Consider the following 22544-nt stretch of genomic DNA (forward strand, 5'->3'; position numbering starts at 1 on the left):
AGTTAGAAAGCGTTATTAAGCCAACGACGAAAACGGTATTAACGACCAAATGCGCAATTTTGTACAAAAGTTGCGAGAGCCTATAGAGTAGACTGATAAGTCGCTCGATAATTAAAAGGCTTGGGGATGGTTATGGATAACAAAAAGCGTTCTAAAGAGAAAGCCGAATACAAGATCACAGAAGAACTCGGTGGCCTTGAAATCCTCAATGCAGAATATGAAAAGCAGAACTTCTCACGTCACAGCCATGAAGGTTACACTCTCGGTGTGATTGAGCAGGGTGCTCAGCGCTTCTATCGAACGGGAGGGCATCATGTCGCGCCTCAAGATGCCATCATTCTGGTTAATGCTGATGAAGTTCATAGCGGTCATTCTGCTACCGAAGGTGGTTGGGCGTATCGTGCAATGTATCCACTGCCAGAACAACTTGCCAAAATCACGCAGGAACTCAATCTGCCGAATTACGGGGCTCCTTACTTCCCTAGAGCGGTTGTTGAAGATCCTGAACTCGCCAATCAACTCAGATTAGTTTTCAACACGATTGATGAATCAGATAATCGCCTGCTAAGAGAAACCTTAATGTACGGGATGTTGGTTAAACTGATTAGCCGACATGGTAAATCGAGCCTTAAACCTCAATTAGATGGAAAAACTCAACGGCAACTTATTCTAGTGAAAGAGTTTTTAGACGATTTTCCACAAGCGGATGTGTCATTGGAAGAATTGTCGAAGCTTGCGGCTTTAAGCCCATTTCACTTGGTGCGCTCTTTTCAAAAAGAATTTGGTCTTCCGCCACATGCATATCAAATTCAATCCCGACTCAGGCTTTCGCGTAAGTTGCTAAAGCAAGGGCATTCGATCTCGGACACTGCTCAAGAGTGTGGCTTTCACGATCAAAGCCATTTTCATCGACATTTTAAGAAAGCCAACGGTTACACCCCAGGTCAGTATATTAAGATGTGCTGATCTGATCGCTTTTAACTTTGTGCTTTGGCGATAAAGCAAATTTGTACAATCGAATAAGTGAGTGCTCTTTTACAGTGGAAAACCAATGTAACGAGAACTAGGAAAATATGGATAACAACACAATGGATAGACGTACGCAGTTATGGAAAGGCGTTATGGCAGCGATGCCGTTAAGTATTGCCGTCATACCGTGGGGCATATTAGCGGGCTCGTATGCGATAGATGCTGGACTGAATCAGCTTCAAGCTCAGGCTATGTCTGCCATTTTATTTGCAGGTTCAGCTCAACTGGTGGCTGCGGGTATGTTTAAAGCGGGCATTGGTTTAGGGACTATGTTGTTAACCACGCTGTTTATTACGTCAAGACACTTTCTTTATAGTGTCTCTATGCGTGACAAAATTAGTCACCTTCCTGCACGTTGGCGTTTATTGCTTGGTTTTTGGCTCACTGATGAGTTGTTCGCGATTTGCAGTGGGCAATCCCAACAAGAGTTTAATCGTTGGTATGCCGCAGGCGTGGGCGGCGGATTTTACCTCGTTTGGAATATTGCCAGCTTTGTCGGCATTGTCGCAGGTAGTCAAATTCCATCACTTAACGAGATTGGCCTCGATTTTGCGGTCGCCGCGACTTTCATTGCTTTGGTTTTTCCTTTGATTCGAACACTGCCAACGGTGGTGTGTGTTGTGGTGTCATTGGTGACCTCTGTGGCAATGGCGGTCAATCAGGTTGAAGGAGGGCTGATGATTGCTGCGATTTCAGGTATGTTGGCGGGCTTCATTAGTGAATCATTTGTTGAACGTAACAATGGTCAGAAACAAGCCAATGAAGGAGAGTCTGCATGATTTGGTTATCGATCGTACTCATGACAGCGATTGTTTTTTTCAGTCGATATGTGTTTCTAGAACCTACAATTCCTCTTCGACTAAATAGCACAGCGAGGCGTCTACTACGTTATTCAAGCCCTGCGGTATTAACGGCTATTTGGGGGCCGATTGTATTCGCTCCTGAGCAATCATTCTGGCCAAGCCTCGAAAATCCATATTTGATCGGTGCTCTTGTGACTGGGTTGTTGATATGGAAAACAGGCAATGTGCTGTTAACGATTGGAGTCAGTATGGCGGTGTTCTTGTTCTACAACCTTGTCGTGGTTGATTTCCTTTTCCATTAATACGCAGCTCAATTGATACGGTGTGTCGCGGCATTAGTTATCCTCGTTTCAAGTGTATGAGTCATTACTTGAAACGAGTGCTCCTAGGTTCAATTTAGTATAAATACCTGTGCTCCTTTATTCAGAGGCGATCTGTCCTTACCTCCCTAAACATTTCCGAATGATGTTTCTTATTTGAGTGCAATTGATTTTATATGATTTCGTGCTGTTTAATTCGTTTTACTTATGGATTAAAAGGAAGTAAATTTGCAAATAATTCAACATGTTGAGTTGCTATTTTACGTATGTCGATTTCGCAATTAGGTAAGATTTAAATGAATTGGTTTATTGAAGTATTAAAGAAGCCTATGGAGTTTCGAGGGAGAGCTCGTCGCAAAGAGTACTGGTACTTTTTCGCTGTAAGCGTCGTAATTACTCTCGTTTTAACTCTCATAGATCAAGGGCTAGGTTGGTATAACTCGAATTCTGCGATCGGAATTTTAAGTGGGGTATTCTCTTTATTTATCATCTTACCAAGCTTATCAGTCACGATACGCAGGTTACACGATATGGGAAGGACTGGATGGTGGGTACTTCTCTTTTTTGTTCCTGTAGCCGGCTTTTTTATCATGTTATGTTTCTTAGCATTTAATGGTACTGCAGGAGCAAACAAGTATGGTGATAATCCTAGGTCGGTACCCCAAGTTTAATTTGCTCAATATGATGCGTTATCCGCGGCATTTAAGAGTGTGTTCGATGAGCTATCTATATGTCGAACGCATAGCGTAATTAATTTAACAGGACATAAGGACCTAACAATGTACAGATTTCTCGTAATCTTATTTCTACTCGTACCTCTGAAATTATCGGCTGCACAAGATACTAAGCAAGCATTAGTACAAGAGCTTCTTCAGATCATGGATGTCGATTCCACGTTGGACGCGGTATACGTTCAAATGGATAGCATGATGACCAATATGTCTAAAGAGCTAGAGGTTTCGGAGTCAGAACGAGCTATCTTTGATGATTACTATCAGAGTATGAACGAGTTGATGAAAGAAGAGGTCAGTTGGCAAAAACTGGAACCAACAATTGTAACGATCTACAGTAATCAATTCACTGAAGATGAGCTCGGTGCGATGATTGATTTCTACAAAACAGAACATGGGAAAAGCATTCTGAAAAAAATGCCAACTGTGACGACAGAGTCGATGGTTATGACTCAGTCATTAATGCAGCAAGTGATACCTAAGGTTCAAAAGTTAACGATCAAACTAAAACAAGATCTAAAAGCACATAGAGGCTCCTAATTAAAAGTCATCAGGTTGGTGATTCTAATTAACGCTCTATACTTGTTCGATAATGCCTCGATTCTCACAACACCGTGTGTATTCTATGTAATGACTTATGTGTTACGAACGTAATCAGGCATAATAGCGTCCCCACAGCTGAATCATTTTAGGTGTGGGGATCGTGTTTTAAGGTTCTGGTAAGGAGTTAGTTTGGCTAAGAAATATTATGTGGTTTGGAAAGGTCGTACACCGGGTATTTTTACCACTTGGAATGAGTGTAAATCGCAAGTTGATGGCTTTGCTGGTGCGCGATACAAATCGTTTCCTACATTAGGCGAGGCTGAATCTGCTTTAGGTGGTAAAACGTCGTCTGCGTCAGGTTCTTCGGCTACAAAGCCAAGCTCTGCGGGTAAGGCGACTAAAGCGAAGGTTCCGCCTCTCTCTCAACAACAAATCACTGATATGCCTTTTGATATCAAGATCTTTACTGATGGCGGTTGTGAGCCAAACCCAGGTGAAGCCGGTACAGGCTTAGCGGTGTACCTGAACAATGATTTAACTGAGTTGTGGTATGGTCTTTACCAACCAATGGGTACTAACAATACCGCAGAGCTACAAGGTTTGAAGCAAGCATTTATAATTGCAAAAGAGAAACTGCAAGCCGGCTTGTCTGTTGCAATTTATAGTGACTCAAAATACTCGATTGACTGTATTACTAAGTGGGCAACGGGCTGGGAGAAAAAAGGTTGGACGAAGTCGGGTGGTGAAATCAAAAACCTCGATATCATCAAGCCAGCTTATGCGATGTACCAAGAGCTCGCTTCTCAAATCACTATCCACCATGTTAACGGTCATGTTGGTATTGAAGGTAATGAACTTGCAGACCGAATGTCGATCGTTGCGATTGCTTCTAAAGAACAAGATCTGAATCGATATACAGAGACAGACGATCTTACTGAGATATTAGCGTTGCGAGCGGGTTAATAAAGCTCGGCGAGCTGTTTTTTAATCACGGAATCAAGTCTAGCCCAGCGTAGGGCTAGTTTTATCCAAACTAATACCATATTAAGCGTTACAGTGCGCACCAATGTAACGCTATGGTTTGTGTCTTTCTCTTCTAGTTTCAAATTCATTTCACATCTATCTGCGTGTTTTTAGATAGTCTTAAACTGGGTTTTCTATCCAATGAGACAGTTGTTGAGCTTGTTTAAGAGAGTTAAATCGCTTCTCTACTCTGGTTCTTGCCATCATCCCCATTTCTGTTTTGTCTTCGCTACTTAATTGCGCAAAACGCTCAATGCTTTCTCTTAACTCTTCGACGTTTTTTTCATTCACTAAAAATCCGGTATCAGGTGTGACAATTTCCTTACAGCCCATAATGTTGGTTGTAATCACGGGTGTTCCGACTGCCATGGCTTCTTTTAGTACTAACGGTCCAGTATCGACACAACCTGTTTCTGAAAAGCAGAAAGGAGCGACTAAACAATCGTAGCTCGGTAAGTGCTCTTTTACCCACCCATGAGGCTTTGAACCAAGAAAGCTGACATTTCGAGTTAGCCCTTGTTGTTCGACTTGCGCTTTTAACTGGGACTCTAGATCTCCAGTACCGACGATATCGAGATGAATGTCCAGAGGCTCGGCTATGGGTGCTAAGGCATCAATGAGAAAGTGGATACCTTTTTGTTCAACTAATCTTCCAAGGAAAACAAAGCGAAGCTGCTTGGTTTCGGTCTTTGGGTGTAGTTGAAATTGCTTGGTATTTACACCGCAATGCAGGAGCTTAATATTACCTTTTGCCATGTGATTAAAGTCGGTGAGCATGTCTTTACAGACCGCGACTACAAAATCGCTCGATGTAATCTTATGTTCAATATCGTAAGCGAACTCGTAAACATCATGGCCATGGGCGACAAACGAGCAAGTGATGTTGAGAAGCTTAGCGGCGACAATAGCGTGGGCAGTGGTGTGTTGGCAGAAGTGAGCATGGACATGGTTAACGTCTTTTTCTGCGAGTTGTAAAGCCAACTTAAATCCATAAGCGAAAAGTGACTTCTTCGGCATGCTAGTCTGCTTAGATACAAACGAAAGTGCTTTGACAAAACCCACCCAGTTGATGCTAGTTATCTTGCCCGCCCGAACATCCTTGCCAATTTTCACGATGTCATAGTCGAAAGCTATTTCACTTTCTTCTACTTCGAATGCCATTACGCATACCTGATGCCCACACGCTTTCACGGAGTCGACTTCTGTCTGAATGAATGTCTCGCTCAGTACAGGGTAGGTAGGCGCTACAAATGCTACTTTTTTCATTTTTAAGCTCCTTTTACTGGCCACTAAAATGGATTAAGCAAGATACGAACCAAGATGAAAGGGTGTTTTTTCGGCGCTTTTTAATGGTTTTCTTGTGGTTATCGTTAGGTTGCTACTGGTTTTCTCAAAATGGCATTCAAATTGGAAATTTGAGTATTTCTGCAGACTGCGCTTGGTCGTCATTTTGCGAACAAGCACGTAGGCTGCTGATATAAAGCCAGTTTAATAGTGAGGAATGCTCGGCACAGGATATGCAGAAGTAGCTGTACAACGTATAAATTTGAGAGCGTCACTATGGCTAAAGTTAGTATTGTTATTCCTACTTATAATTGTTTGGACTATCTTCCGAAGGCAATCGGCAGCGTACTCAAACAGACTCATCAAGATATCGAATTAATCATTATTGACGATAACAGCAATGATGGAACGTCAACTTATCTCGCATCCATACACGACGAACGTATAGTTAAAATAGCGACTCTGGGTGTAGGTGCACCTCAAGCCAGAAACCTAGGGATTGAAAGGGCGACTGGTGAATTCATCGCTTTTTTAGATGCTGACGATTTCTGGTATCCAGAGAAAATCGAGCGACAGATCGAGTTCCATCAACGAAACCCTGAGTTGGCGATGAGTTTTACCAATTACGAACATCTCACTGAAGACTACCAAGTGATTATCGACTGCTTTAGCTATTGGTCACAGTTCCAAGAGAAAGATGAGTTGTTCTTCAATATTGAAAAGCCACTGGAGTTCATTATTGAAAACAACGTGATTGGTACATCGACAGTGATGGTTAGAGCTGATGTGTTCTCTCAAACAGACAGTTTTAATGCTGATATAAAGTATGGGGAAGATTGGGAGTTATGGCTTCGACTCAGTGAGAATCATCAGATTGGTGTGCTGAATTCAGTGCAGGTTGGTTATTTAATGAGGTCGAGTTCTGTCACTCAAACTGAAAGCTTCAAATTGAGGAATTTGCAGTCTATAGAGACTATTCTTCAGCGTTACCAAAATGGCAGTGAACGTTGGAACCTGCCTTCTTCTAGCTTTAAAATCGCAAAGGCGAGAATACTAGAAGGCTACGCTGATTATTATCGAAGTCTACACCACAACAAACAGGCGGTTGCTTATAGCTTTCGATCTTTGGTTATGGCCCCTCAAAAGCGAACGTTACGACACCTAATCGGTGACTGTAAGAGTTTCCTAACACCCGCATGGTAAGGAACAGGTGATTGCTATGGGGTCTTTAAAACAGTCAGCCTATTACGCCATTGGTATTGTGATGATGAAAGGAATATCACTAGTGATGATCCCTTACATTACTCACAAAATGACGCTAGCAGAATACGGTTCTTTAGAAGCGATTGTTTTGTTAGCCGATATTGGAACGATATTGTTTAGCTTTGGTATCGTTGAGGCAATGTACCGTTATGTGGGCGTGGCAGATGGCGATGAAAAACGGGAACTCATCTCGAACTGTTTTACGTTAAGTGTTTTGGTGTGTGTACTCGGAGGGCTATTAATTGCGCTCAGTATGCCGTTGTTACTCTTAATGTTGCCCGTCGAATTTCAACCCTACCAAATTTTACTACTGCTTATTCCTACGATGCTTGATGGGGCAATCTCTATTCCTCTTACCCTAATGCGAATGAACGCGATGGCGAAGCGATTCTGCTTGCTTAATGTATTGAAAGCGGGTGTTCAAGCCTTCATGACTTTTGCGCTTCTTGAGGCTGGATATGGTATTGATGGTGTGCTGATTTCTGCTGCAGTCTCTAGTGTGCTGCTAATGATTTGTTTAGTGCGCTATCAATGGCAAGAGATGGGAACATTTGGTTGTTTTAAATACTCAACTAAGATCTTGAAGTTTGGGTTACCCGCTTTGGTCGGGGGGGCATCAATGTACATGATCACGGGTTTAGATCGTTGGGTCATGGCAAGTTTCGTTGGAGTCGAAGAGCTGGCGATTTATGCAGTCAGTGGTAAATTTGCGTTGATTCTTGGATTGTTATTACAACCCTATGCACTTTGGTGGTTCCCAAACCGTGTCGCCATTCTTCAACAGACAGGCGGCAGTAAACATTGTGCTGATAAAGCCTTAGTCGGCGTTAATTTTGCCATCGTATTGGGTGCTTTGATGATTCTAACTGTTCCAGGTTTTATCGCTTTAATTTTGCCAAGTAGCTATCAATATGCGGGTACGATTGTTGTCGCATTGCTTGCCATTAGTGTTATCAAGAACGCAGGTGATTATTTGAATCTTGGCTGTTTCAGTGGAAACTCAAGTCAATCACAAATGTGGATTCAAGGCGGATGCGCGATCTTGGCCGCTATTGGTTATGTTACCGTAACGCCCATTTATGGCGTGTGGGGTGTTATTGTTGTTCTCTGTGGCACTTACATATTGCGATTACTACTTTTATATTTCGTTAGTCAAACAATGGAGCCGTTACCTTATCAGCACAGTAAGTGGATTGTAGCGCTCAGTATTGCGGTAGTTGCGGTCACTTGTGATCGATTGCTCGGGTTGGTGCTCGTTGATGTTCATGACTTTATTTTAGGAAGCTTTATGGCAGTGATGACGCTTGTGGCCTTTATTAAATACTCGGTCATCATGATCCCTCAGGTGGTACTTGATAGGTTCACGTCAAACAAACCTTCACAGGTAAGTTGATATTACCTCCTATTCAGAACTTGAATGTTTCTAAGTCAGTGAATCAAAAGTCTTAGAAGTTTAAAATAAAACACTGTTCATAATGTTTATGATTAGATAGTATTTATAGGTTTGATGAATATTAACTATGGAAAGAATTATGAATAAGTGGATTGTACTTTCAGCTCTGTTTTCGACCTTCTCTTACGGTGCCTTAGACCTTTCTAACTCTGATTTACCAGCGGGAGACTTTGATGTACCAGAAGCCATCTCGTTGGAACAACAAAACATCGTATGTGAAAGTGTTGTTTGTAATTCTGTCTCTGAACCTAAATCTGTTCCGGTTGTTGGCAACGTACCTGAACGCGAGCCGAATCAAACGTTAGAAACTCTCGCGAGTGCGATTTATATCGTCGGTGAGATTGGGGTTGCGGAAAACCTGTCGACTCCAGAATACGAGCAATTCTTCGAAAACTAATTCAAGGGGTGTGGCAGAGTATTGGCACAGCTTTCAAGTGTTACTATAAAAGATTTCAAATGCTGTTATAAAAGGTAATATTGCGTTAAACGATTCAATAACCTTGGCATATTGTAACTAGGAAGTCTCAATGGAAATATGGAAGTTACTGCTGTTTATCCCGGCCTGTTTTGCGCTCAACATGACGCCGGGCCCAAATAATCTATTGTCGATGAACAACGCTCGCTGTTATGGATTTCAAGCTGCTTTAGTTGCTGGGTTAGGAAGAGTTGCTGCCTTTTCTGGCATGATCGCGTTAGCTGCATCGGGCTTAGCCGTTGTGCTTTATACTTCTGAAACCTTGTTCTTTCTCATCAAGCTATTTGGCGCCATGTATCTATTGTGGATTGCGTTTAACTTATGGCGCTCACAAGCCAGCCCTATTGTTGGAATTGATCGTAACAAAAATTGGTTCGGCCTAGTCAAACAAGAGTTCACACTCGCAGCTGGCAACCCTAAAGCCATTCTTATCTTCACCGCATTCCTACCTCAATTCGTTGATGTTTCAGCGAACGTTAACACTCAGTTTTTTATCTTGGGAAGCACGTTCCTTGTGTTAGAAATGCTCGCTATTTCTATCTATGCTGCTTTTGGTTTATATCTACGAAATTGGTTCTCACAGCCTAAAATGGCCAAGCGCTTCAATAAAGCATGTTCTGTGTTTCTTGCCTTATCTGGTGCGAATTTGTTATTGAGCCGTCAGTAGGGTTCGTTCTGCTATTTACACGGATAGAAGGAATGCGATGAATAATCAAGACCTTTCACAAATGGGCGCTGCGCAAGTTTCTTTAACTGAGCGTAATGGCTTTCCTTGTATACATAAACAAGGGACTGGCGAGGTTGAAGTCGCTTTTTACCAACATGCAGCGCAGCATGTTGATGGAGTGAATACGCCTCAACTTCTTGCGGTCGATGGTTGTGATCTTTATCTCGAATACATTCCTCATTCGGTTTGTCTTGCCGAGCTACAAACGACAAGTGATGTGTTTCAGCAGCTCGCTAGTATTCACTGTTCTCAATATCGACCAACATTTGAAGTTAAGCGCCATCAATGGAGTTTAGATGACACCACGCCGGCTTTATCTTCCCTACAATTGCCTCAAGTTACGCAAGACAGTCTTAAGTATATTCAATCGCAGAGTGATGCGATTTTTAACCATGACACGTTAATTTCGGGTGACTCCAATGAAGGGAATTGGGGAAGAAGAGATAACGATCAGCTCGTGTTATTTGATTGGGAGCGTTTTGGTTTTGGTAGCCCCGCGATAGATTTGGCACCACTCGTTTCGCGAATGGGTTCCTTGCCAGATTATGAGCGTATTGTTGATCAGTACCTTTGCTATAACATCTTGATTCCGCGTGAAGATTTAATAAAGCAATTGATCATGGCTAAAAGCTGGATTGTAGTCGAAGTCACGAATATATTAGTCACGCGTAACAACCCTGAAGCTTCGAAATACATTAATTGGTTTAGAGAGCAATTGCCAACTTGGCTGGCTTCAGTTGAAGGCAGATTGTAGCTGAAGGGCGGTGTAGTTAATCTTTTTAAGGTCGATATATGAATGTTGTTTGTGCGGAAAAACAAGAACTGGCTGATATCTACCAGCTTGAACGTGCTTTGTTTGGCGACCACGCCTATCCGCAGTTTTTCTTCCGTCAGGCATTTGATTGCTGGGGGAAGGGCTTATTGGTGGCTAAGCAAGAGTCGAAGGTTGCGGGTTATGTGTTGATGACACCAACCGACAAACCACAAGAGTATTGGGTTTTGTCATTAGCTGTTGATCAGGAATTTCGAGGTATGGGAGTGGGACGTTCGTTGATGGAACAGGCGATCACGACGCTGCCTAAAGAATCCAAGGTGTTGCTTACCGTTGATCCAAATAATGCGTCGGCTTGTGCGCTTTATGTGTCTATGGGTTTTGTCACTATCAAAGAAGAGTCGAACTATTTTGGCGATGATGAGCCAAGGTTGGTGATGCAGCTCATCGTCTAGTTTCTTGCTAACGTTGTTTATTCAAAGGCGCACACCTTAATTAAAGGTTCACAGACCTAGGTCAACATCACGATACCGTGCATCAACACCACGCTAGAGGTTAATCGGGTTCTCATATCAAAATAGCCGTCGGGGCCTTCGCTTTGGTTCTCTTCTCTCATTGACCTTTCCGCTCGCCAAACCGCAATGTAGCCAATGATAAGAATCAGAGTAGTGAGGAACTCTTTTTGTTCCCCAAGTAGCACAGCTACCCACGCGGCTAGCACAATCACGTTGCTTAGAATCAGCGCCTTGTTGCTCGATTGGCTTTCGAAGTTCTCTATCCCATTGCCCCACAAGATACCCGACAAAAAGCTCAAGATAACCACGCTGTAGGTGATGAAGAGTGTTTCGCCACTCAAGCTAATGAACTGGCTGTCGGTGAGTGATAACAGTAGACCGAACAAAAAGGGGATTAAACCCATATAACCCAGCTTGGCCATGGTATTGCGGGTTTGAGTTGTCGCCATGTAATCAGACCTCATAACTGCTGCTCAATCGCATTTTTGAGTGTCGCACTCACCGGTGATGTCGAGCTAGGGAAAGTCGCCACCACTTTACCTTCTTTGTTGATGAGAAATTTATAGAAGTTCCACTTGGGTGTGACACCTGCTTGATGCTGTATTTCAGCAAACACAGGATTGGCGCTACTGCCAGATAACGTAGCTCTCGCCATCATTGGAAAGGTAACGCCGTAGTCTAGGTAACAGATTTTAGCTGATTTTTCTTCGCTTCCTCTGTCTTGACGAAAATCATTGCTCGGAAAGCCGACAACCGTGAAACCTTGGTCTTTATAGGTTTGATGCAATTGCTCGAGTTGTTCGAATTGAGGAGTGAAACCACATTGGCTGGCTGTGTTTACAACCAAAAGGGTTTTGCCTTGAAACTCTTCACACAGCTCTATCTCTTCGTTCGAATTTAGCAACCGTTGTTTGCCGTTGAGTATCTCAGGGCAACTTGATGCAACAGCGATAGAGCTCGTTAGGCTCGCAATCAGGACGGTGGAGCAAAGCAGTGAAGGTTTCATAGGTTTGGCTCATTTTAGTTGGCGTAACTGTTAGTACTCTTGCGCAGCACGAAATGATCACTTTTCTGGTCATTAACCGTCACTATTTATGAACTAATCAAGTGTCATCGCTGATGAGATACGGAGCGACCAAACGACTTATGTTCACCCTTGCGCCAAGGCGAGCGGCTAACAGATACATGCCTCCGATTTTACGGTGTAGGAACAGGGCGTCTGCTGGTGGTGTGTGCCAATACTCTTGTTCCATGCTGAGTATAGTTCCGGCTTCGCGTAGCTTTTGAGCGAGTCCACTGGCTTTAAAATCGTACTCTTCGTCGACCAACATAGGTTCACACGCCATTGTCACTAAGTTGAGAATGGCTTGGCGCTGATCGGGGAGAATCGTTTCACTAAAGAACCCAATCTGCTCTAACGCCTTGTTTAGCCCTTGCTCATCGTGATTAATCACAGAGGTAAAAGCCAAGCGATAGCCATCACTGAAGCGGTCGGTGTATTCACGGGTTGCTCCAAAATCTAACAGCCCAATCTGGCGTGTGTTTTCAACGTAAAGGTAGTTGGCAAAATTAGGGTCGGTCTGCACCATCTGCAAGTCGAACAACTCCCTGAACATGAGTTCGAGCAAGCTGCGCATGACAAAATTACGAGTGCTTTGATCACAATCTTCTATTTGCTCTATCGAGACGCCTTCAATGAAGTCCATCGCAAGCACTGATTCTGAAGACATTTGAGGGTGAATCTTAGGTACAACGAAGTGAGCGTGTTCTTTCAGTGCATGATAGTAACGAGTCGCGTAGTCAGCTTCGCGAGCATAATCTGCTTCATCATGGAGCTGTTTCTTTGCTTCTTCTAATAAGCTTTTGTAATCGACAGACTTGGGTATCAAACCGACGATGTTAAGCAATGTACCTACGTTGTCCACATCACTGTCGATGCTTTTTCGAATACCGGGATATTGGACTTTGATGGCAAGTTTGTCTCCCGCATCACTGTAGGCTTGGTGAACTTGTCCGATGGACGCACTGGCGATAGGTTTAAAGTTGAAGGAAAGGAATTCGGCTTTCCAGTTGATGCCGAGTGAGCTTTCTAACACTTGGTTGAGCTGCTTTGTTGGTAGTGGGTCGGCGTCTGAACGCAGGCGAGAAAGAATGTCGGCGAGTTCCGGTTCGAGGACATCGCCCGCGTCCATTGATAACATCTGCCCAAGCTTCATGGCAGCACCGCGCAGGTGGGCGAGTTGATCAGTCAGGCGTGCAATGTTCTGCGGGGTGAGTAATAAGTCTTTTGCTTTGGGCCTGTTGCCTTGTGCAATCTGCTTGGTGCCTTCCGTTATCACGTTGCCCGCGACCCTTGTTGCCAGCGAGGCAAACTTGCTGAATCTAGAAATTCGATGTGTAGGAAGGTTTCTCTCTTTTGCCGACATAAAGGTTCTCACTTAGTTATCAAGACTCACTACAAAGTTCTATCAATCATTACCCAACCGAATGTTTTGTTGTGGTAACTTGTCTCGCGAAACAGTAAACAGAATTTAGAGGACAAAACATGAAGTTTATTTGGTTAAAAGTCGCGGTTACCGTTTTAGTTTTTGCTGCGCTGTTTGGTGTGGTGTATTACAAAGTCGCAAGTGGTATGTCTTAACCAAGTACTATTTTGTGCAGCTGTTACCATCGCAGCGTGACTTTCCAGTTAGCCAGAAAGAGACTTTGTATCGGTTCTTGGCAAACCGAAGATAACACCAGTCGGCCACTGGCTTGAATATCGCCCAACGTAAAGGGGCGTATAGCCAACCTTTTCCTACTAAGCGCCACGCTTGGTAGGTCACGTCTAAGCCCAGCAGCAGTTTTCCATTCTCATCCAGTGCATGCAAAATGGTGTTGGCTGCGTCGGCATCAATCTGAGGGTAGTCTGAAAAGGCTTCACTGTAGATATCGATGGTTTGAATCTTATTCTCGGCATCATGCTTTGCAAGTGCCGCCATCTCCTTTGCGCACAACGGGCATGTCCCATCGTAAAATATCGTAAGTTGTGTCATCGTCTGTTCGCCTATCATTTCACGAGTGAACCTTCAGTTACCCGTTAAGTCGGCACCCGTCAATTCAATCACTTGTTATTCAATAATCTAGCAATGGCTACGTTATTGCACCTTTTAAAGATCACTTACCTTGTATCCAAAGCTCTAAGAATGTCTGACGTAGACACTTTGTTCATCCTTTCAAGTCCTTGATTGTTTGGTCAAATCTCGGGTTTATGGACAAATGATAACAAAGCGTCCAATAAAGGTGTGCCTTCAATATATAAACATCAATCAATTCAATAAGTTGAAATTGGCTTGGAATATGCTCTATCGAACCTACGAATTGCTAAAGGATTTTCTCTAATTTGGGCATGGCAGAAAACCCTAAAAGCATAAGTATGGATAAATGGAGAGAGAACATGAAGGTTATAAATTATTTACTTAGTGTGCTTTTGTTGTTTAGTAGCCCCCAGTTGGCATGGGCTACGGTTGATGTTATGGAACTCGACGGTAACGCGACCAGCGATAATAGTGGTATTGATTGGGACGATGTAAATAATCCCAACAGCATGGTCGGGATTGCGGAGTTTTTCCAAAAAGACCGTAACGGTGTGGATCAAATCTTTTGGAAGGGTGGATCAAAAGATGATTCCGACATTACGGATTGGGCATTTCGAAGTGCGTCGCCACAACCGAAAGATGACTTTACCAATGCGTATGCCGCTGCCTTTGAAAGCGAAGGTGACTTGCTGATTTACTTTGGTGCAGACCGATATGCGAACAATGGTGATATGTACATTGGCTTCTGGTTCTTACAAGACCAGGTTGGATTGCCGGATGGGAAAACTAAAGGCGACTTTGTTGGGCAACATGTCAATGGAGACATCCTTGTGCTGATTTCATTCCCACAAGCAAGTGGCGGTAATCCGTACATAGAAGTGTTGCAGTGGGATTTGAATAATGGTGATGTCACCGACAACATGACGAGAATTTTCCAAACTGACGGTGACCCTAAATCGAATGATTTTGTGGGGGCAAGATGTGGCAGTGGCGCAGTCGGCGTCGAGAAGATCTGTGCGATTTCAAATGATGATTCTATCGGTGCAATTGCTCTACCCAATGTACAAGGTTGGGACTATCTAGCTAAAACGGGTGAAACAACCTCTATTCCAACCGAGAGCTTTGTGGAAGGTCGATTAAACTTGTCAGCTCTGTTGAATGATGAGTTCGGTATTGAGGATATTCCTTGTTTCAGTAGTTTCTTAGTGGAGTCTCGAGCTTCTCGTTCGATTGATGCATCTTTGGCTGACTTCGTTGTCGGTTCATTCAGTTTATGTAGCATCAATATAGCGGCGACTTGTAACACAACCAGCTTTACGGTTGATGGCATGTTCAACATCGATTACACCGTGACGGTAACCAATACCGGCCCTGGTTCGTTAGGCACCAATGGTGATTACGAAGTGGCCTTTTTATCTGAGTCACCAATCTTAGGTGCGCTTCCTGTCGTGGGTAACGGTGATGAAGTGTGGAGTGTCGGCGAGTCATTCTCATTCATGGGGAATTATCTGTCTGTAAATAACGGAGCCGTCGGCGTGATAGATGGTGCGGTGGATCTTGATGGGCTTATCGTGAATGCTCAAGCGCCAGTGGCTTACAATTGTCCACCAATAGACTTGAGCCCGATGGTTGAGATTTCTAAGGTGTGTAATAGCTTCTTAGAGGTTGATGGCGGCCAAGTTGTGCTTAAGAAAACCTATGATGTTGAAATATGTAATACCGGTGATATCCCATTGGCCATTGAATCGCTGGTGGATTCTAAGGATGACTCTTTGAGCCGTTCTGATTTACCTACTGAAGTAGTCAACAGCAGTTATTACCTCGACTTTGCTTTACCTTGTGATGATCTTGAGGATGTGACCACATGTGGTGCTGGTAATATGTGTAGTGCATTAAGTGCCGACCCTGAGCTGTTTGCTTGTAAAACGGGTGAAGGAGAGTGGATACCGAACTTTGGTGATGCGATTGGTCAAGTGTGTACACAAGTAAGTAAAACTTATGCACCAAATGTGTTACCAACCGGAACTGCAGGGATGCTATCTAATCAAGTGACAGCAACGTTTGACTCGCTGTTCTTGCAACAAGCATTTATGGAAACATCGAACATTGCAACCTGTGATGTTTGTCCATTTACTGTACCTGAGCCTTAAGTACTTTCATTAATTGAGTACAACTAAACTCCAAAGCAGCCTAGTTCGTTAGGCTGCTTTATTAGTTTATTAGTTTATTAGTTTATTAGTTTATTAGTTAGTTAGTTAGTTAGTTAGTTAGTTAGTTAGGCGACTTAAATTACTATCTGATGTTTTTTTATCAGCTTATATAAGGTCGTCCGAGAAATAGACAATGCTTTAGCAGATTGGGAAATATTGTAGTGGTGTTGCTGAATCACTCGACGAACATTTTTTGAAGAAAGTCGAGTGTCACTCTCAGTATCGGGCGACGCGTCTTTTAATTGAATCCCCATATGACGAGTAGAGAGGGCGCTTGAGTTAGAAAGAACAATCGCTCTTTTTATGCAGTTAAATAATTCTCTGACATTGCCCGGCCAATGGTACTGTTTCATTTGCTCAAGGGTGTCACTAGGCAGTTTGGTTTTGGATGCGTAATTGTGCTTCAGTTCAAATCGAACCAAATCCTCAATGTCTTCTTTGTGATCATTGAGTGGTACTAGGTCTAATGGAAGTACATTGATGCGATGAAAGAGATCCTTTCGAAATTTACCCGCAGCAACGGCTTGTTCGATATTGACGTTGGTGGCGAAAATTACACGGCAATCTACGGGCAATTGATTATTACTGCCGAGTCTTTCTATCGAACTATTTTCAAGAAAGTGGAGTAAGTAGGTTTGCAGCGACAGTTCAAGGTCGCCGATCTCATCCAAAAATAGTGTGCCACCATTCGCTCTTTCCACGTGTCCGACGTAGCGTTTGTTTGCTCCCGTGAACGAGCCTTTTTCAAAGCCAAATAACTCTGAGTGAATCAAGGATTGTGGAATTGCGCCACAATTTACAGCGATGAAAGGTTTCTGACTGCGGACTGAGGCTTCATGTATCAAACGTGCGCATAGGCTTTTTCCTGTACCGGTTTCCCCTTGAATAAGCACTGGGAAATCGTTGTTAGCGATCTTAGCTATTTTCTTTTTAAGGTGTTGGATGGTGCTGGATTGCCCCACCAATTGATAGTCAGGGCACGAGACAGGCTTAGGGTTAGTTTGCTTGGTATCTACCATGCCATACGCATGTCCCAAATTTCGACAAAGCCATTCTGTATCAATAGGGAGGTGGTAATAATCCCAAAAGGTTTGCTTAATGAGCGATAAGTTGCGGCTTGGTGGTTGGTTGCAGATAGCGATTGCTTTTAAACTTGGAGAGTGAGCCTTCAGCGTTGATATTTGCTCACATTGTTTGTCTATTGAGGATGATGCTAGACAAGAAACCACAATTGGTGCGTAGCTGTCGCTGCGGGTGTCGAGTAAGTGAATAGCCTGTTCGGTCGTTTCTGCAACTTGAGCTTCCCAGTTATGGAGACGCAGTTCTCCCACCCACTGATTATGGTGCGGGCATGCGGTGTTGCATAACAAAATCACAGAACGAGTTATTGGCTCAGGTGATACTCTTTTTGATGGCATTGTGCTCACTCTTCATGCTTCGATTCCACGATGAAACCTTCAGTAAGCCCCCTAAATGTCCCATAAGCTTAGAAGCAAAATTCAATTAATTCGAGTACACAAATCTGATGGCGTTTGGCTGACAAGTGCCATTCTCTCAAGCGGGAAAGCCAATCTGGTGCTTTACTTACTGATATTTATGCTTATTTGTAAGGGTATTCACGAATATCGTGTTTTTACTGTTTTGTTTATTGATGATCACACAGTAAACTCGGCGCTAGTCACTAACGATAAAGAGCTGATATTGATGATAATTAACGTAGCAAAAAAGTTCATTTTGGCAGCTTCTGCGCTGGTGTTAGGTGGTTGTGTTAGCTATAGCGTTACTGAACAAGAAATGACGAACTACCTTCAAGATTCTGTGATGTTAGAGCAAGAAGTCGGTGTGCAAAACGTTATGTATGCGCAAGTGGCTGTCGATGACTTAGCGGTGAAAATTGGCCGAGCTGATGCCGAGCGCGTGTCTGTTCTGGCGAATACCAATGCACAAGTTCAGGTGTTTAACGTGCCGAATATGAGGTTGGATCTTGATATCGAGTTCAGTGCGATTCCTGAATATGACAAAGAGAGTGGCGAGATTTATTTGAAATCACTGCGTTTAGAGCGCTTTGAAGAAAAAGATAAACAACTGTCGCCTGAGGTCGCCAAACTACTTAAGCCTGCCGTTTCTATGATTGGCTTTGCTTTGTCCCAGTCACCGGTTTACAAACTGGACAGCAATAAGGTTCAAGAGTCATTGATCAAGTCATCGGAACCTAATCTAGTGATTAAAGACAACAAGCTGGTCATCGAGCTATTCGATTAACCATTAGCATTTAGCTTAGACTTAGGTTTAAAACACAATGGCTGCCGATTTGGTGGCCATTTTTGTTTGCGTTGAACAAGTAATGCTTCTGTTTTTGGGCTGTCTATTAAGCTTGTTTTCTCAGGCCCATTTATTGAATTCGCTGCGTATCTAACCTTTACTTTATTCTTGTGAGCAAGTCATCGCTTCAGTCATCAAATCATAAGAAAGAAAAGGTGAGCGAACTATGAAGAATCCAGTGATAGCGGATACCAAGCCAGTCAAAGTGGAGCTAACCGAAGGGGAGGAGTATTACTTCTGTACCTGTGGTAAATCGAAAAACCAACCTTACTGCGACGGCTCTCATGCAGGAACCGGCTTCAAACCGAAGAGTTTCGTGGCCGAGGAAAACGGCGACGCTTACCTGTGCCGCTGTAAGTATTCAAACAATCTCCCTTTTTGTGATGGCACCCATAAACAGTTTACGGCCGAGCAAGTGGGTCAAGAAGGCCCTGATGTTCATGTCCAATCTGCGGCTCCCGAAAGCTCGCCAGCCGCAACTGCAACCAAAGAAGAACCCACGGTCGAGTTCATTCATCAACTGGCGCGCGATGGCTTATCTAAGGTCGGGCATCACGGTCCAATGACCTCAATGGGCGTGCCTAGGTACTTGTTACCTCACTGGGACGATATTCAAGTGATGGTTGCACAAATGGCGACTAAGCCTTTGTTGGAGAATGTGCCAGTCGGTACTGAGCTTATTATTGGGCCAAAAGCGAAAAAGCCGCTTAAATTGAACATCTCCTTGTTTGTATCTGACATGAGTTTTGGGTCTTTGTCTGAAGAGGCGAAAGTGTCCTTGGCGACGGGCGCGGAGCTTGCGGGAACGGGGATCTGCTCGGGAGAGGGCGGAATGTTGCCCGAAGAGCAAGCCGCGAATTCTCGCTACTTTTATGAATTAGCTAGCGCACAATTTGGTTACGACGAATCTAAGCTCAAAAACGTTCAAGCCTTCCATTTTAAAGGCGGGCAAGGTGCCAAAACCGGAACAGGCGGTCACCTACCGGGGGTGAAAAACATTGGCAAGATAGCAGAGGTGCGCGGCATTGAAGCGGGTACAGCGGCGATTTCTCCACCCACCTTTGTTGATCTAAAAACGGTCGAAGATTTCAAAAAGTTCGCCGACCGAGTTCGAGAAGTGACGGGCGGAATCCCAATTGGCTTCAAGTTGAGTGCCAATCATATTGAAGAGGATATTCAGTTCGCACTCGATGCCAGTGCCGATTACATCATTTTGGATGGTCGAGGCGGTGGTACTGGGGCGGCGCCAGAAATGTTCCGTGACCATATTAGCGTGCCCACTATTCCAGCACTTGCTCGTGCCAGAGCCTATCTAGACAAGCAAGGCGTAAGTGACAGAGTCACCTTAATCATTACTGGTGGGCTTCGTGTTCCAATGGACTTTGTAAAAGCGATGGCGCTTGGCGCAAATGGTGTCGCTATCTCAAACAGTGCCATGCAGTCGATAGGGTGTGTTGCTGCCCGAATGTGTAACACCAACAATTGCCCGGCGGGTATCGCGACTCAAAAAGCCGATTTACGCCAACGGTTAAATGTCGAAAAGGCATCGAACCAATTGAAAAACTTCTTCGAAGCCTCGACTGAGTTGATGCAAGTGATGGCAAGGGCGTGTGGGCATGATCATTTGAATCAATTCAACCCTCATGATTTGGCAACATGGAATCGCGAGATGGCAGAGCTATCGGGCGTTGCTTATTCGGGTATCGGTTCATTAAATCAACTTAAGTAAACAGCATTTCGATACAGCACACCTACTGCATTTGTGGGTGTGCTTATTTTTGCCTGTGTCATACAACGCCATACTTCACCCGTCGTAATTTTCTGATTTATAGGTTCTTTTGAATTATTTTCTATTTTTTGAAAATATCGCTTTACCTTAAGTTAACTTGAGGTTCTATCATCCTCCCCAATCTAAATACACAGACAATCGCCTTGTCGCCTAGTACAGGTTTTGATGTTATCAAACAGAAGTTACGAATCTTCAGTTATGAACTTTGAGCTCCGTAATTGAAATCATGAATGCATAAAGGTGAGCAAAATGAACAAGACTCAACAATGAGAGTATTAGCGATTGGCGCGACCAACAGTAAAGCATCGATTAACCAACAATTAGCAGCGTACACCGCAAGTTTAGTCGAGGGCGCGCAAGTAGAGGTGCTCGATCTCAATGATTTCGAGATGCCCATTTACAGTGAAGACAGAGAAAAAGAGTCTGGCGTTCATCAACACGCGCAGCGTTTTTTTAGCAAGATTGGCGAAGCAGATGCTGTGGTCATCTCTTTTGCAGAATACAACGGTTCATACACTGCAGCCTTTAAGAATGTGTTTGACTGGACATCACGAATCGACATGAAAGTGTACCAAGGCAAACCTGTTGTGATGCTCTCCACATCACCAGGCCCAGGTGGCGCAAGCTCTGTGTTGTCGTCTGCGGTAAATTCGGCACCTTACTTTGATGCTGATGTGAAGGGGTCGATGTCAGTGCCGAGTTTCTACGACAACTTTAATGTAGAAACCGGTGAGATCATCAATTCCGAAATGGCGGAGAATTTGAAATCGATCATGAGTCAGATTTAGAAATCGAATGACATCTGATTCAACAAAGCAATTATGATCGTGGCTGATTTTCGTTGAGCTCTCTGTCAAAGTTTAAGGTCAATCATTGGTGAGAGCTGGAATAGGCCGCTATTCTAAAGTTAAAGTAAGCTTTAAATATTTATGATCTCAAGGATAGTGTAACAATGAGAAACATTGTATACCTCACCATAGGCCAGTTGGCAGAGCGCAGTGGCGTGGCTCCTTCTGCCTTACGTTTTTACGAAACCAAGGGGTTGATTGCTTCGATTCGTACTAATGGAAATCAACGCCGTTATCAGTCGGCGATGTTGAGACGAATAGCGTTGATACAAGTGGCGCAGTCGATAGGTTTCACGTTGGAAGAGATTACCGAAGAGTTATCTACCTTACCTATGAACCATACCGCGACTAAGCGAGACTGGGAGCGAGTCGCAAAGAAGTGGCAGGGGCAGCTCGACAGCAAAATGGCGCAGATTAAATCGCTACAAGAAAACCTAACCGGCTGTATCGGTTGCGGGTGTTTGAGTATGCAGAAATGCCACTTGTTGAACCCTGAAGATATTCTGCATGACCAAGGGCAGGGCGCACAACGGATCGTTGAGTAGCCCTGACTTAAGGTTCCCTATTTGAGATCGTCGAATCCAATGCACTCAATCTGATGGTCAGCTAGCCACTGTTTTAGCTCTGGGCTAGTGAGAAGCTGATGCTCTTCGACGCGTTTATCACTGTAGCTTGATAGGGACTTAAGCTGTTCACTTGCCACTGATGAAGGGTGGCACATTAACTCAAGCACACCGTCAGGCATCATAGCTTGGTAGCTCAGTAATAAATCTTGCAGGCCATTCAGCGATACGCCTTCGTCAAAGAAACGCATGTCGAAAGCATCTGGTGTTGGCACTCGCAGTGCATCTTGGCCACTTAGGATGTTATCGATTCGTCTAACTGGGAGACCAATGTGATTCACTGTGCGCGTAAACGCCGCTTTGAGAGGTTTAAATACGCCCCCAAAATGATAGCTATCGATATGGTTGATCTTTAAACCTGCATTGATAGCAGCTTGATATTGCGCGTTGAGCTCGAGCATCACCTCATCTTCATTCACATCTGATTTATCGAATAGGGTGACGTTGCAAAAGAAGTGGCCGTGTTCGTCGACTAAGCTCGGAACCTGCTCTGGTGGCGTCAGTGGTTTGCCTGCGGTGACCGTAAAGTGCAAGCCTACTTCCGGAACCAAACCTTGGTGATAAAGCTCAATGGCGTGTTGGGTTCCAGGTTGGTTCATCATGATGGTGGTTGACTTTACTACGCCTGCTTTGAAGCACTCAACAATGCCATGATTTACCGTTTCAGTGAGGCCGAAATCATCGGCGTTCAGTATTAGTTTCATCGTGACCTCTGGTGACTAAAATGGATTGTGAAC

The 22544-nt window shown here is 43.9% G+C and carries 24 protein-coding genes; 17 read left to right on the top strand and 7 right to left on the bottom strand.

Translation table 11 applies throughout. The features are described 5' to 3' along the window. Positions 1 to 132: 132 nt before the first annotated feature. The 6 genes from AC3CH4_RS04500 (at position 133) to AC3CH4_RS04525 (ending at position 4389) form a co-directional block, all read left to right on the top strand. Positions 133 to 966 carry an AraC family transcriptional regulator gene (locus AC3CH4_RS04500; RefSeq protein ID WP_488543361.1) on the top strand — a complete coding sequence of 278 codons (834 nt, stop codon included), beginning with the start codon at positions 133 to 135 and terminating at the stop codon, positions 964 to 966. A gap of 107 nt (positions 967 to 1073) precedes the next feature. Further along, on the top strand, positions 1074 to 1808 hold the full coding sequence (locus AC3CH4_RS04505) for an AzlC family ABC transporter permease (RefSeq protein WP_488543362.1): 735 nt from the start codon (positions 1074 to 1076) through the stop codon (positions 1806 to 1808). Continuing rightward, positions 1805 to 2134, top strand: coding sequence for an AzlD domain-containing protein (locus tag AC3CH4_RS04510; RefSeq protein WP_488543363.1), 330 nt, complete (start codon positions 1805 to 1807; stop codon positions 2132 to 2134). The genes AC3CH4_RS04505 and AC3CH4_RS04510 overlap by 4 nt, the downstream gene beginning before the upstream one ends. A gap of 347 nt (positions 2135 to 2481) precedes the next feature. Then, entirely contained in the window at positions 2482 to 2823 is a 342-nt protein-coding gene (locus tag AC3CH4_RS04515) for a DUF805 domain-containing protein (protein WP_241903970.1), read from the top strand. A gap of 108 nt (positions 2824 to 2931) precedes the next feature. Continuing rightward, the gene (locus AC3CH4_RS04520; RefSeq protein WP_016768490.1) at positions 2932 to 3423 is read left to right on the top strand and encodes a DUF2059 domain-containing protein; all 492 of its coding nucleotides are present in this window, start codon (positions 2932 to 2934) and stop codon (positions 3421 to 3423) included. 192 nt (positions 3424 to 3615) lie between these two features. Next, positions 3616 to 4389: a ribonuclease H1 domain-containing protein gene (locus AC3CH4_RS04525; protein ID WP_488543364.1), complete on the top strand. Its 774-nt coding sequence runs from the start codon at positions 3616 to 3618 to the stop codon at positions 4387 to 4389. Between the two features lie 180 nt (positions 4390 to 4569). Here the strand turns inward: AC3CH4_RS04525 and AC3CH4_RS04530 are convergent, their stop codons facing one another. Beyond that, a complete protein-coding gene (locus tag AC3CH4_RS04530; protein ID WP_488543365.1) occupies positions 4570 to 5715 on the bottom strand; it encodes a glycosyltransferase in 1146 nt (381 codons plus the stop codon). 294 nt (positions 5716 to 6009) lie between these two features. Here AC3CH4_RS04530 and AC3CH4_RS04535 point away from each other — a divergent pair, with 294 nt between their 5' ends. The 6 genes from AC3CH4_RS04535 to AC3CH4_RS04560 all read left to right on the top strand — a co-directional run bounded on the left by AC3CH4_RS04535 (position 6010) and on the right by AC3CH4_RS04560 (position 10878). After that, positions 6010 to 6936 carry a glycosyltransferase family 2 protein gene (locus AC3CH4_RS04535; RefSeq protein ID WP_065205633.1) on the top strand — a complete coding sequence of 309 codons (927 nt, stop codon included), beginning with the start codon at positions 6010 to 6012 and terminating at the stop codon, positions 6934 to 6936. Positions 6937 to 6952: 16 nt separating this feature from the next. Further along, positions 6953 to 8389 carry a lipopolysaccharide biosynthesis protein gene (locus tag AC3CH4_RS04540; RefSeq protein ID WP_488543366.1) on the top strand — a complete coding sequence of 479 codons (1437 nt, stop codon included), beginning with the start codon at positions 6953 to 6955 and terminating at the stop codon, positions 8387 to 8389. Between the two features lie 139 nt (positions 8390 to 8528). After that, positions 8529 to 8846, top strand: coding sequence for a hypothetical protein (locus tag AC3CH4_RS04545; protein ID WP_372244258.1), 318 nt, complete (start codon positions 8529 to 8531; stop codon positions 8844 to 8846). Positions 8847 to 8976: 130 nt separating this feature from the next. Continuing rightward, a complete protein-coding gene (locus AC3CH4_RS04550; RefSeq protein ID WP_016768496.1) occupies positions 8977 to 9591 on the top strand; it encodes a LysE family translocator in 615 nt (204 codons plus the stop codon). A gap of 37 nt (positions 9592 to 9628) precedes the next feature. Continuing rightward, complete coding sequence (locus tag AC3CH4_RS04555; RefSeq protein ID WP_488543367.1) at positions 9629 to 10405, top strand: phosphotransferase; 777 nt, start codon at positions 9629 to 9631, stop codon at positions 10403 to 10405. Between the two features lie 38 nt (positions 10406 to 10443). Next, positions 10444 to 10878, top strand: a complete 435-nt coding sequence (locus tag AC3CH4_RS04560) for a GNAT family N-acetyltransferase (RefSeq protein WP_488543368.1) — start codon at positions 10444 to 10446, stop codon at positions 10876 to 10878. Positions 10879 to 10934: 56 nt separating this feature from the next. On the opposite strand, the gene AC3CH4_RS04565 is transcribed toward AC3CH4_RS04560, so the two are convergent. The 4 genes from AC3CH4_RS04565 to AC3CH4_RS04580 form a co-directional block, all read right to left on the bottom strand. After that, positions 10935 to 11402 (bottom strand): DUF3429 domain-containing protein, encoded by a 468-nt coding sequence (locus tag AC3CH4_RS04565; protein ID WP_488543369.1) that lies wholly within the window; start codon positions 11400 to 11402, stop codon positions 10935 to 10937. Further along, on the bottom strand, positions 11399 to 11944 hold the full coding sequence (locus AC3CH4_RS04570; protein WP_488543370.1) for a glutathione peroxidase: 546 nt from the start codon (positions 11942 to 11944) through the stop codon (positions 11399 to 11401). Before AC3CH4_RS04570 ends, AC3CH4_RS04565 begins: the two co-directional genes overlap by 4 nt. A 97-nt stretch (positions 11945 to 12041) precedes the next feature. Then, complete coding sequence (locus AC3CH4_RS04575) at positions 12042 to 13364, bottom strand: ABC1 kinase family protein (RefSeq protein ID WP_488543371.1); 1323 nt, start codon at positions 13362 to 13364, stop codon at positions 12042 to 12044. A 222-nt stretch (positions 13365 to 13586) separates the two neighbouring features. Next, a complete protein-coding gene (locus AC3CH4_RS04580; protein ID WP_428786238.1) occupies positions 13587 to 13973 on the bottom strand; it encodes a thiol-disulfide oxidoreductase DCC family protein in 387 nt (128 codons plus the stop codon). Between the two features lie 401 nt (positions 13974 to 14374). Here AC3CH4_RS04580 and AC3CH4_RS04585 point away from each other — a divergent pair, with 401 nt between their 5' ends. Continuing rightward, on the top strand, positions 14375 to 16165 hold the full coding sequence (locus AC3CH4_RS04585) for a hypothetical protein (RefSeq protein ID WP_054546749.1): 1791 nt from the start codon (positions 14375 to 14377) through the stop codon (positions 16163 to 16165). Positions 16166 to 16299: 134 nt separating this feature from the next. On the opposite strand, the gene AC3CH4_RS04590 is transcribed toward AC3CH4_RS04585, so the two are convergent. Further along, positions 16300 to 17643, bottom strand: a complete 1344-nt coding sequence (locus AC3CH4_RS04590; RefSeq protein ID WP_488543372.1) for a sigma-54 interaction domain-containing protein — start codon at positions 17641 to 17643, stop codon at positions 16300 to 16302. 286 nt (positions 17644 to 17929) lie between these two features. On the opposite strand from AC3CH4_RS04590, the gene AC3CH4_RS04595 reads away from it, so the two are divergent. From AC3CH4_RS04595 to soxR, 4 genes are all read left to right on the top strand, one after another. After that, complete coding sequence (locus AC3CH4_RS04595) at positions 17930 to 18487, top strand: YceB family lipoprotein (RefSeq protein ID WP_029189450.1); 558 nt, start codon at positions 17930 to 17932, stop codon at positions 18485 to 18487. Between the two features lie 226 nt (positions 18488 to 18713). Continuing rightward, the gene (locus AC3CH4_RS04600) at positions 18714 to 20276 is read left to right on the top strand and encodes a glutamate synthase-related protein (RefSeq protein WP_488543373.1); all 1563 of its coding nucleotides are present in this window, start codon (positions 18714 to 18716) and stop codon (positions 20274 to 20276) included. A 326-nt stretch (positions 20277 to 20602) separates the two neighbouring features. Beyond that, positions 20603 to 21124: an NADPH-dependent FMN reductase gene (locus AC3CH4_RS04605; protein WP_237290747.1), complete on the top strand. Its 522-nt coding sequence runs from the start codon at positions 20603 to 20605 to the stop codon at positions 21122 to 21124. A 164-nt stretch (positions 21125 to 21288) separates the two neighbouring features. Continuing rightward, entirely contained in the window at positions 21289 to 21729 is a 441-nt protein-coding gene (soxR, locus tag AC3CH4_RS04610) for a redox-sensitive transcriptional activator SoxR (protein WP_004736387.1), read from the top strand. 17 nt (positions 21730 to 21746) lie between these two features. Here soxR and AC3CH4_RS04615 read toward each other — a convergent pair whose 3' ends face one another. Next, positions 21747 to 22511: a carbohydrate deacetylase gene (locus AC3CH4_RS04615; RefSeq protein ID WP_488543374.1), complete on the bottom strand. Its 765-nt coding sequence runs from the start codon at positions 22509 to 22511 to the stop codon at positions 21747 to 21749. Between the last annotated feature and the right edge of the window lie 33 nt (positions 22512 to 22544).

This window comes from Vibrio sp. QJM3NY_26, assembly GCF_057786005.1.

Coding starts and splice junctions, on each gene's coding strand:
- soxR (WP_004736387.1), top strand. CDS start 21,289: ATGAGAAACATTGTATACCTCACCATAGGCCAGTTGGCAGAGCGCAGT.
- AC3CH4_RS04615 (WP_488543374.1), bottom strand. CDS start 22,511: ATGAAACTAATACTGAACGCCGATGATTTCGGCCTCACTGAAACGGTA.
- AC3CH4_RS04570 (WP_488543370.1), bottom strand. CDS start 11,944: ATGAAACCTTCACTGCTTTGCTCCACCGTCCTGATTGCGAGCCTAACG.
- AC3CH4_RS04540 (WP_488543366.1), top strand. CDS start 6,953: ATGGGGTCTTTAAAACAGTCAGCCTATTACGCCATTGGTATTGTGATG.
- AC3CH4_RS04550 (WP_016768496.1), top strand. CDS start 8,977: ATGGAAATATGGAAGTTACTGCTGTTTATCCCGGCCTGTTTTGCGCTC.
- AC3CH4_RS04575 (WP_488543371.1), bottom strand. CDS start 13,364: ATGTCGGCAAAAGAGAGAAACCTTCCTACACATCGAATTTCTAGATTC.
- AC3CH4_RS04545 (WP_372244258.1), top strand. CDS start 8,529: ATGAATAAGTGGATTGTACTTTCAGCTCTGTTTTCGACCTTCTCTTAC.
- AC3CH4_RS04580 (WP_428786238.1), bottom strand. CDS start 13,973: ATGACACAACTTACGATATTTTACGATGGGACATGCCCGTTGTGCGCA.
- AC3CH4_RS04535 (WP_065205633.1), top strand. CDS start 6,010: ATGGCTAAAGTTAGTATTGTTATTCCTACTTATAATTGTTTGGACTAT.
- AC3CH4_RS04605 (WP_237290747.1), top strand. CDS start 20,603: ATGAGAGTATTAGCGATTGGCGCGACCAACAGTAAAGCATCGATTAAC.
- AC3CH4_RS04505 (WP_488543362.1), top strand. CDS start 1,074: ATGGATAACAACACAATGGATAGACGTACGCAGTTATGGAAAGGCGTT.
- AC3CH4_RS04555 (WP_488543367.1), top strand. CDS start 9,629: ATGAATAATCAAGACCTTTCACAAATGGGCGCTGCGCAAGTTTCTTTA.
- AC3CH4_RS04590 (WP_488543372.1), bottom strand. CDS start 17,643: ATGCCATCAAAAAGAGTATCACCTGAGCCAATAACTCGTTCTGTGATT.
- AC3CH4_RS04585 (WP_054546749.1), top strand. CDS start 14,375: ATGAAGGTTATAAATTATTTACTTAGTGTGCTTTTGTTGTTTAGTAGC.
- AC3CH4_RS04530 (WP_488543365.1), bottom strand. CDS start 5,715: ATGAAAAAAGTAGCATTTGTAGCGCCTACCTACCCTGTACTGAGCGAG.
- AC3CH4_RS04600 (WP_488543373.1), top strand. CDS start 18,714: ATGAAGAATCCAGTGATAGCGGATACCAAGCCAGTCAAAGTGGAGCTA.
- AC3CH4_RS04510 (WP_488543363.1), top strand. CDS start 1,805: ATGATTTGGTTATCGATCGTACTCATGACAGCGATTGTTTTTTTCAGT.
- AC3CH4_RS04520 (WP_016768490.1), top strand. CDS start 2,932: ATGTACAGATTTCTCGTAATCTTATTTCTACTCGTACCTCTGAAATTA.
- AC3CH4_RS04515 (WP_241903970.1), top strand. CDS start 2,482: ATGGAGTTTCGAGGGAGAGCTCGTCGCAAAGAGTACTGGTACTTTTTC.
- AC3CH4_RS04595 (WP_029189450.1), top strand. CDS start 17,930: ATGATAATTAACGTAGCAAAAAAGTTCATTTTGGCAGCTTCTGCGCTG.
- AC3CH4_RS04565 (WP_488543369.1), bottom strand. CDS start 11,402: ATGAGGTCTGATTACATGGCGACAACTCAAACCCGCAATACCATGGCC.
- AC3CH4_RS04500 (WP_488543361.1), top strand. CDS start 133: ATGGATAACAAAAAGCGTTCTAAAGAGAAAGCCGAATACAAGATCACA.
- AC3CH4_RS04560 (WP_488543368.1), top strand. CDS start 10,444: ATGAATGTTGTTTGTGCGGAAAAACAAGAACTGGCTGATATCTACCAG.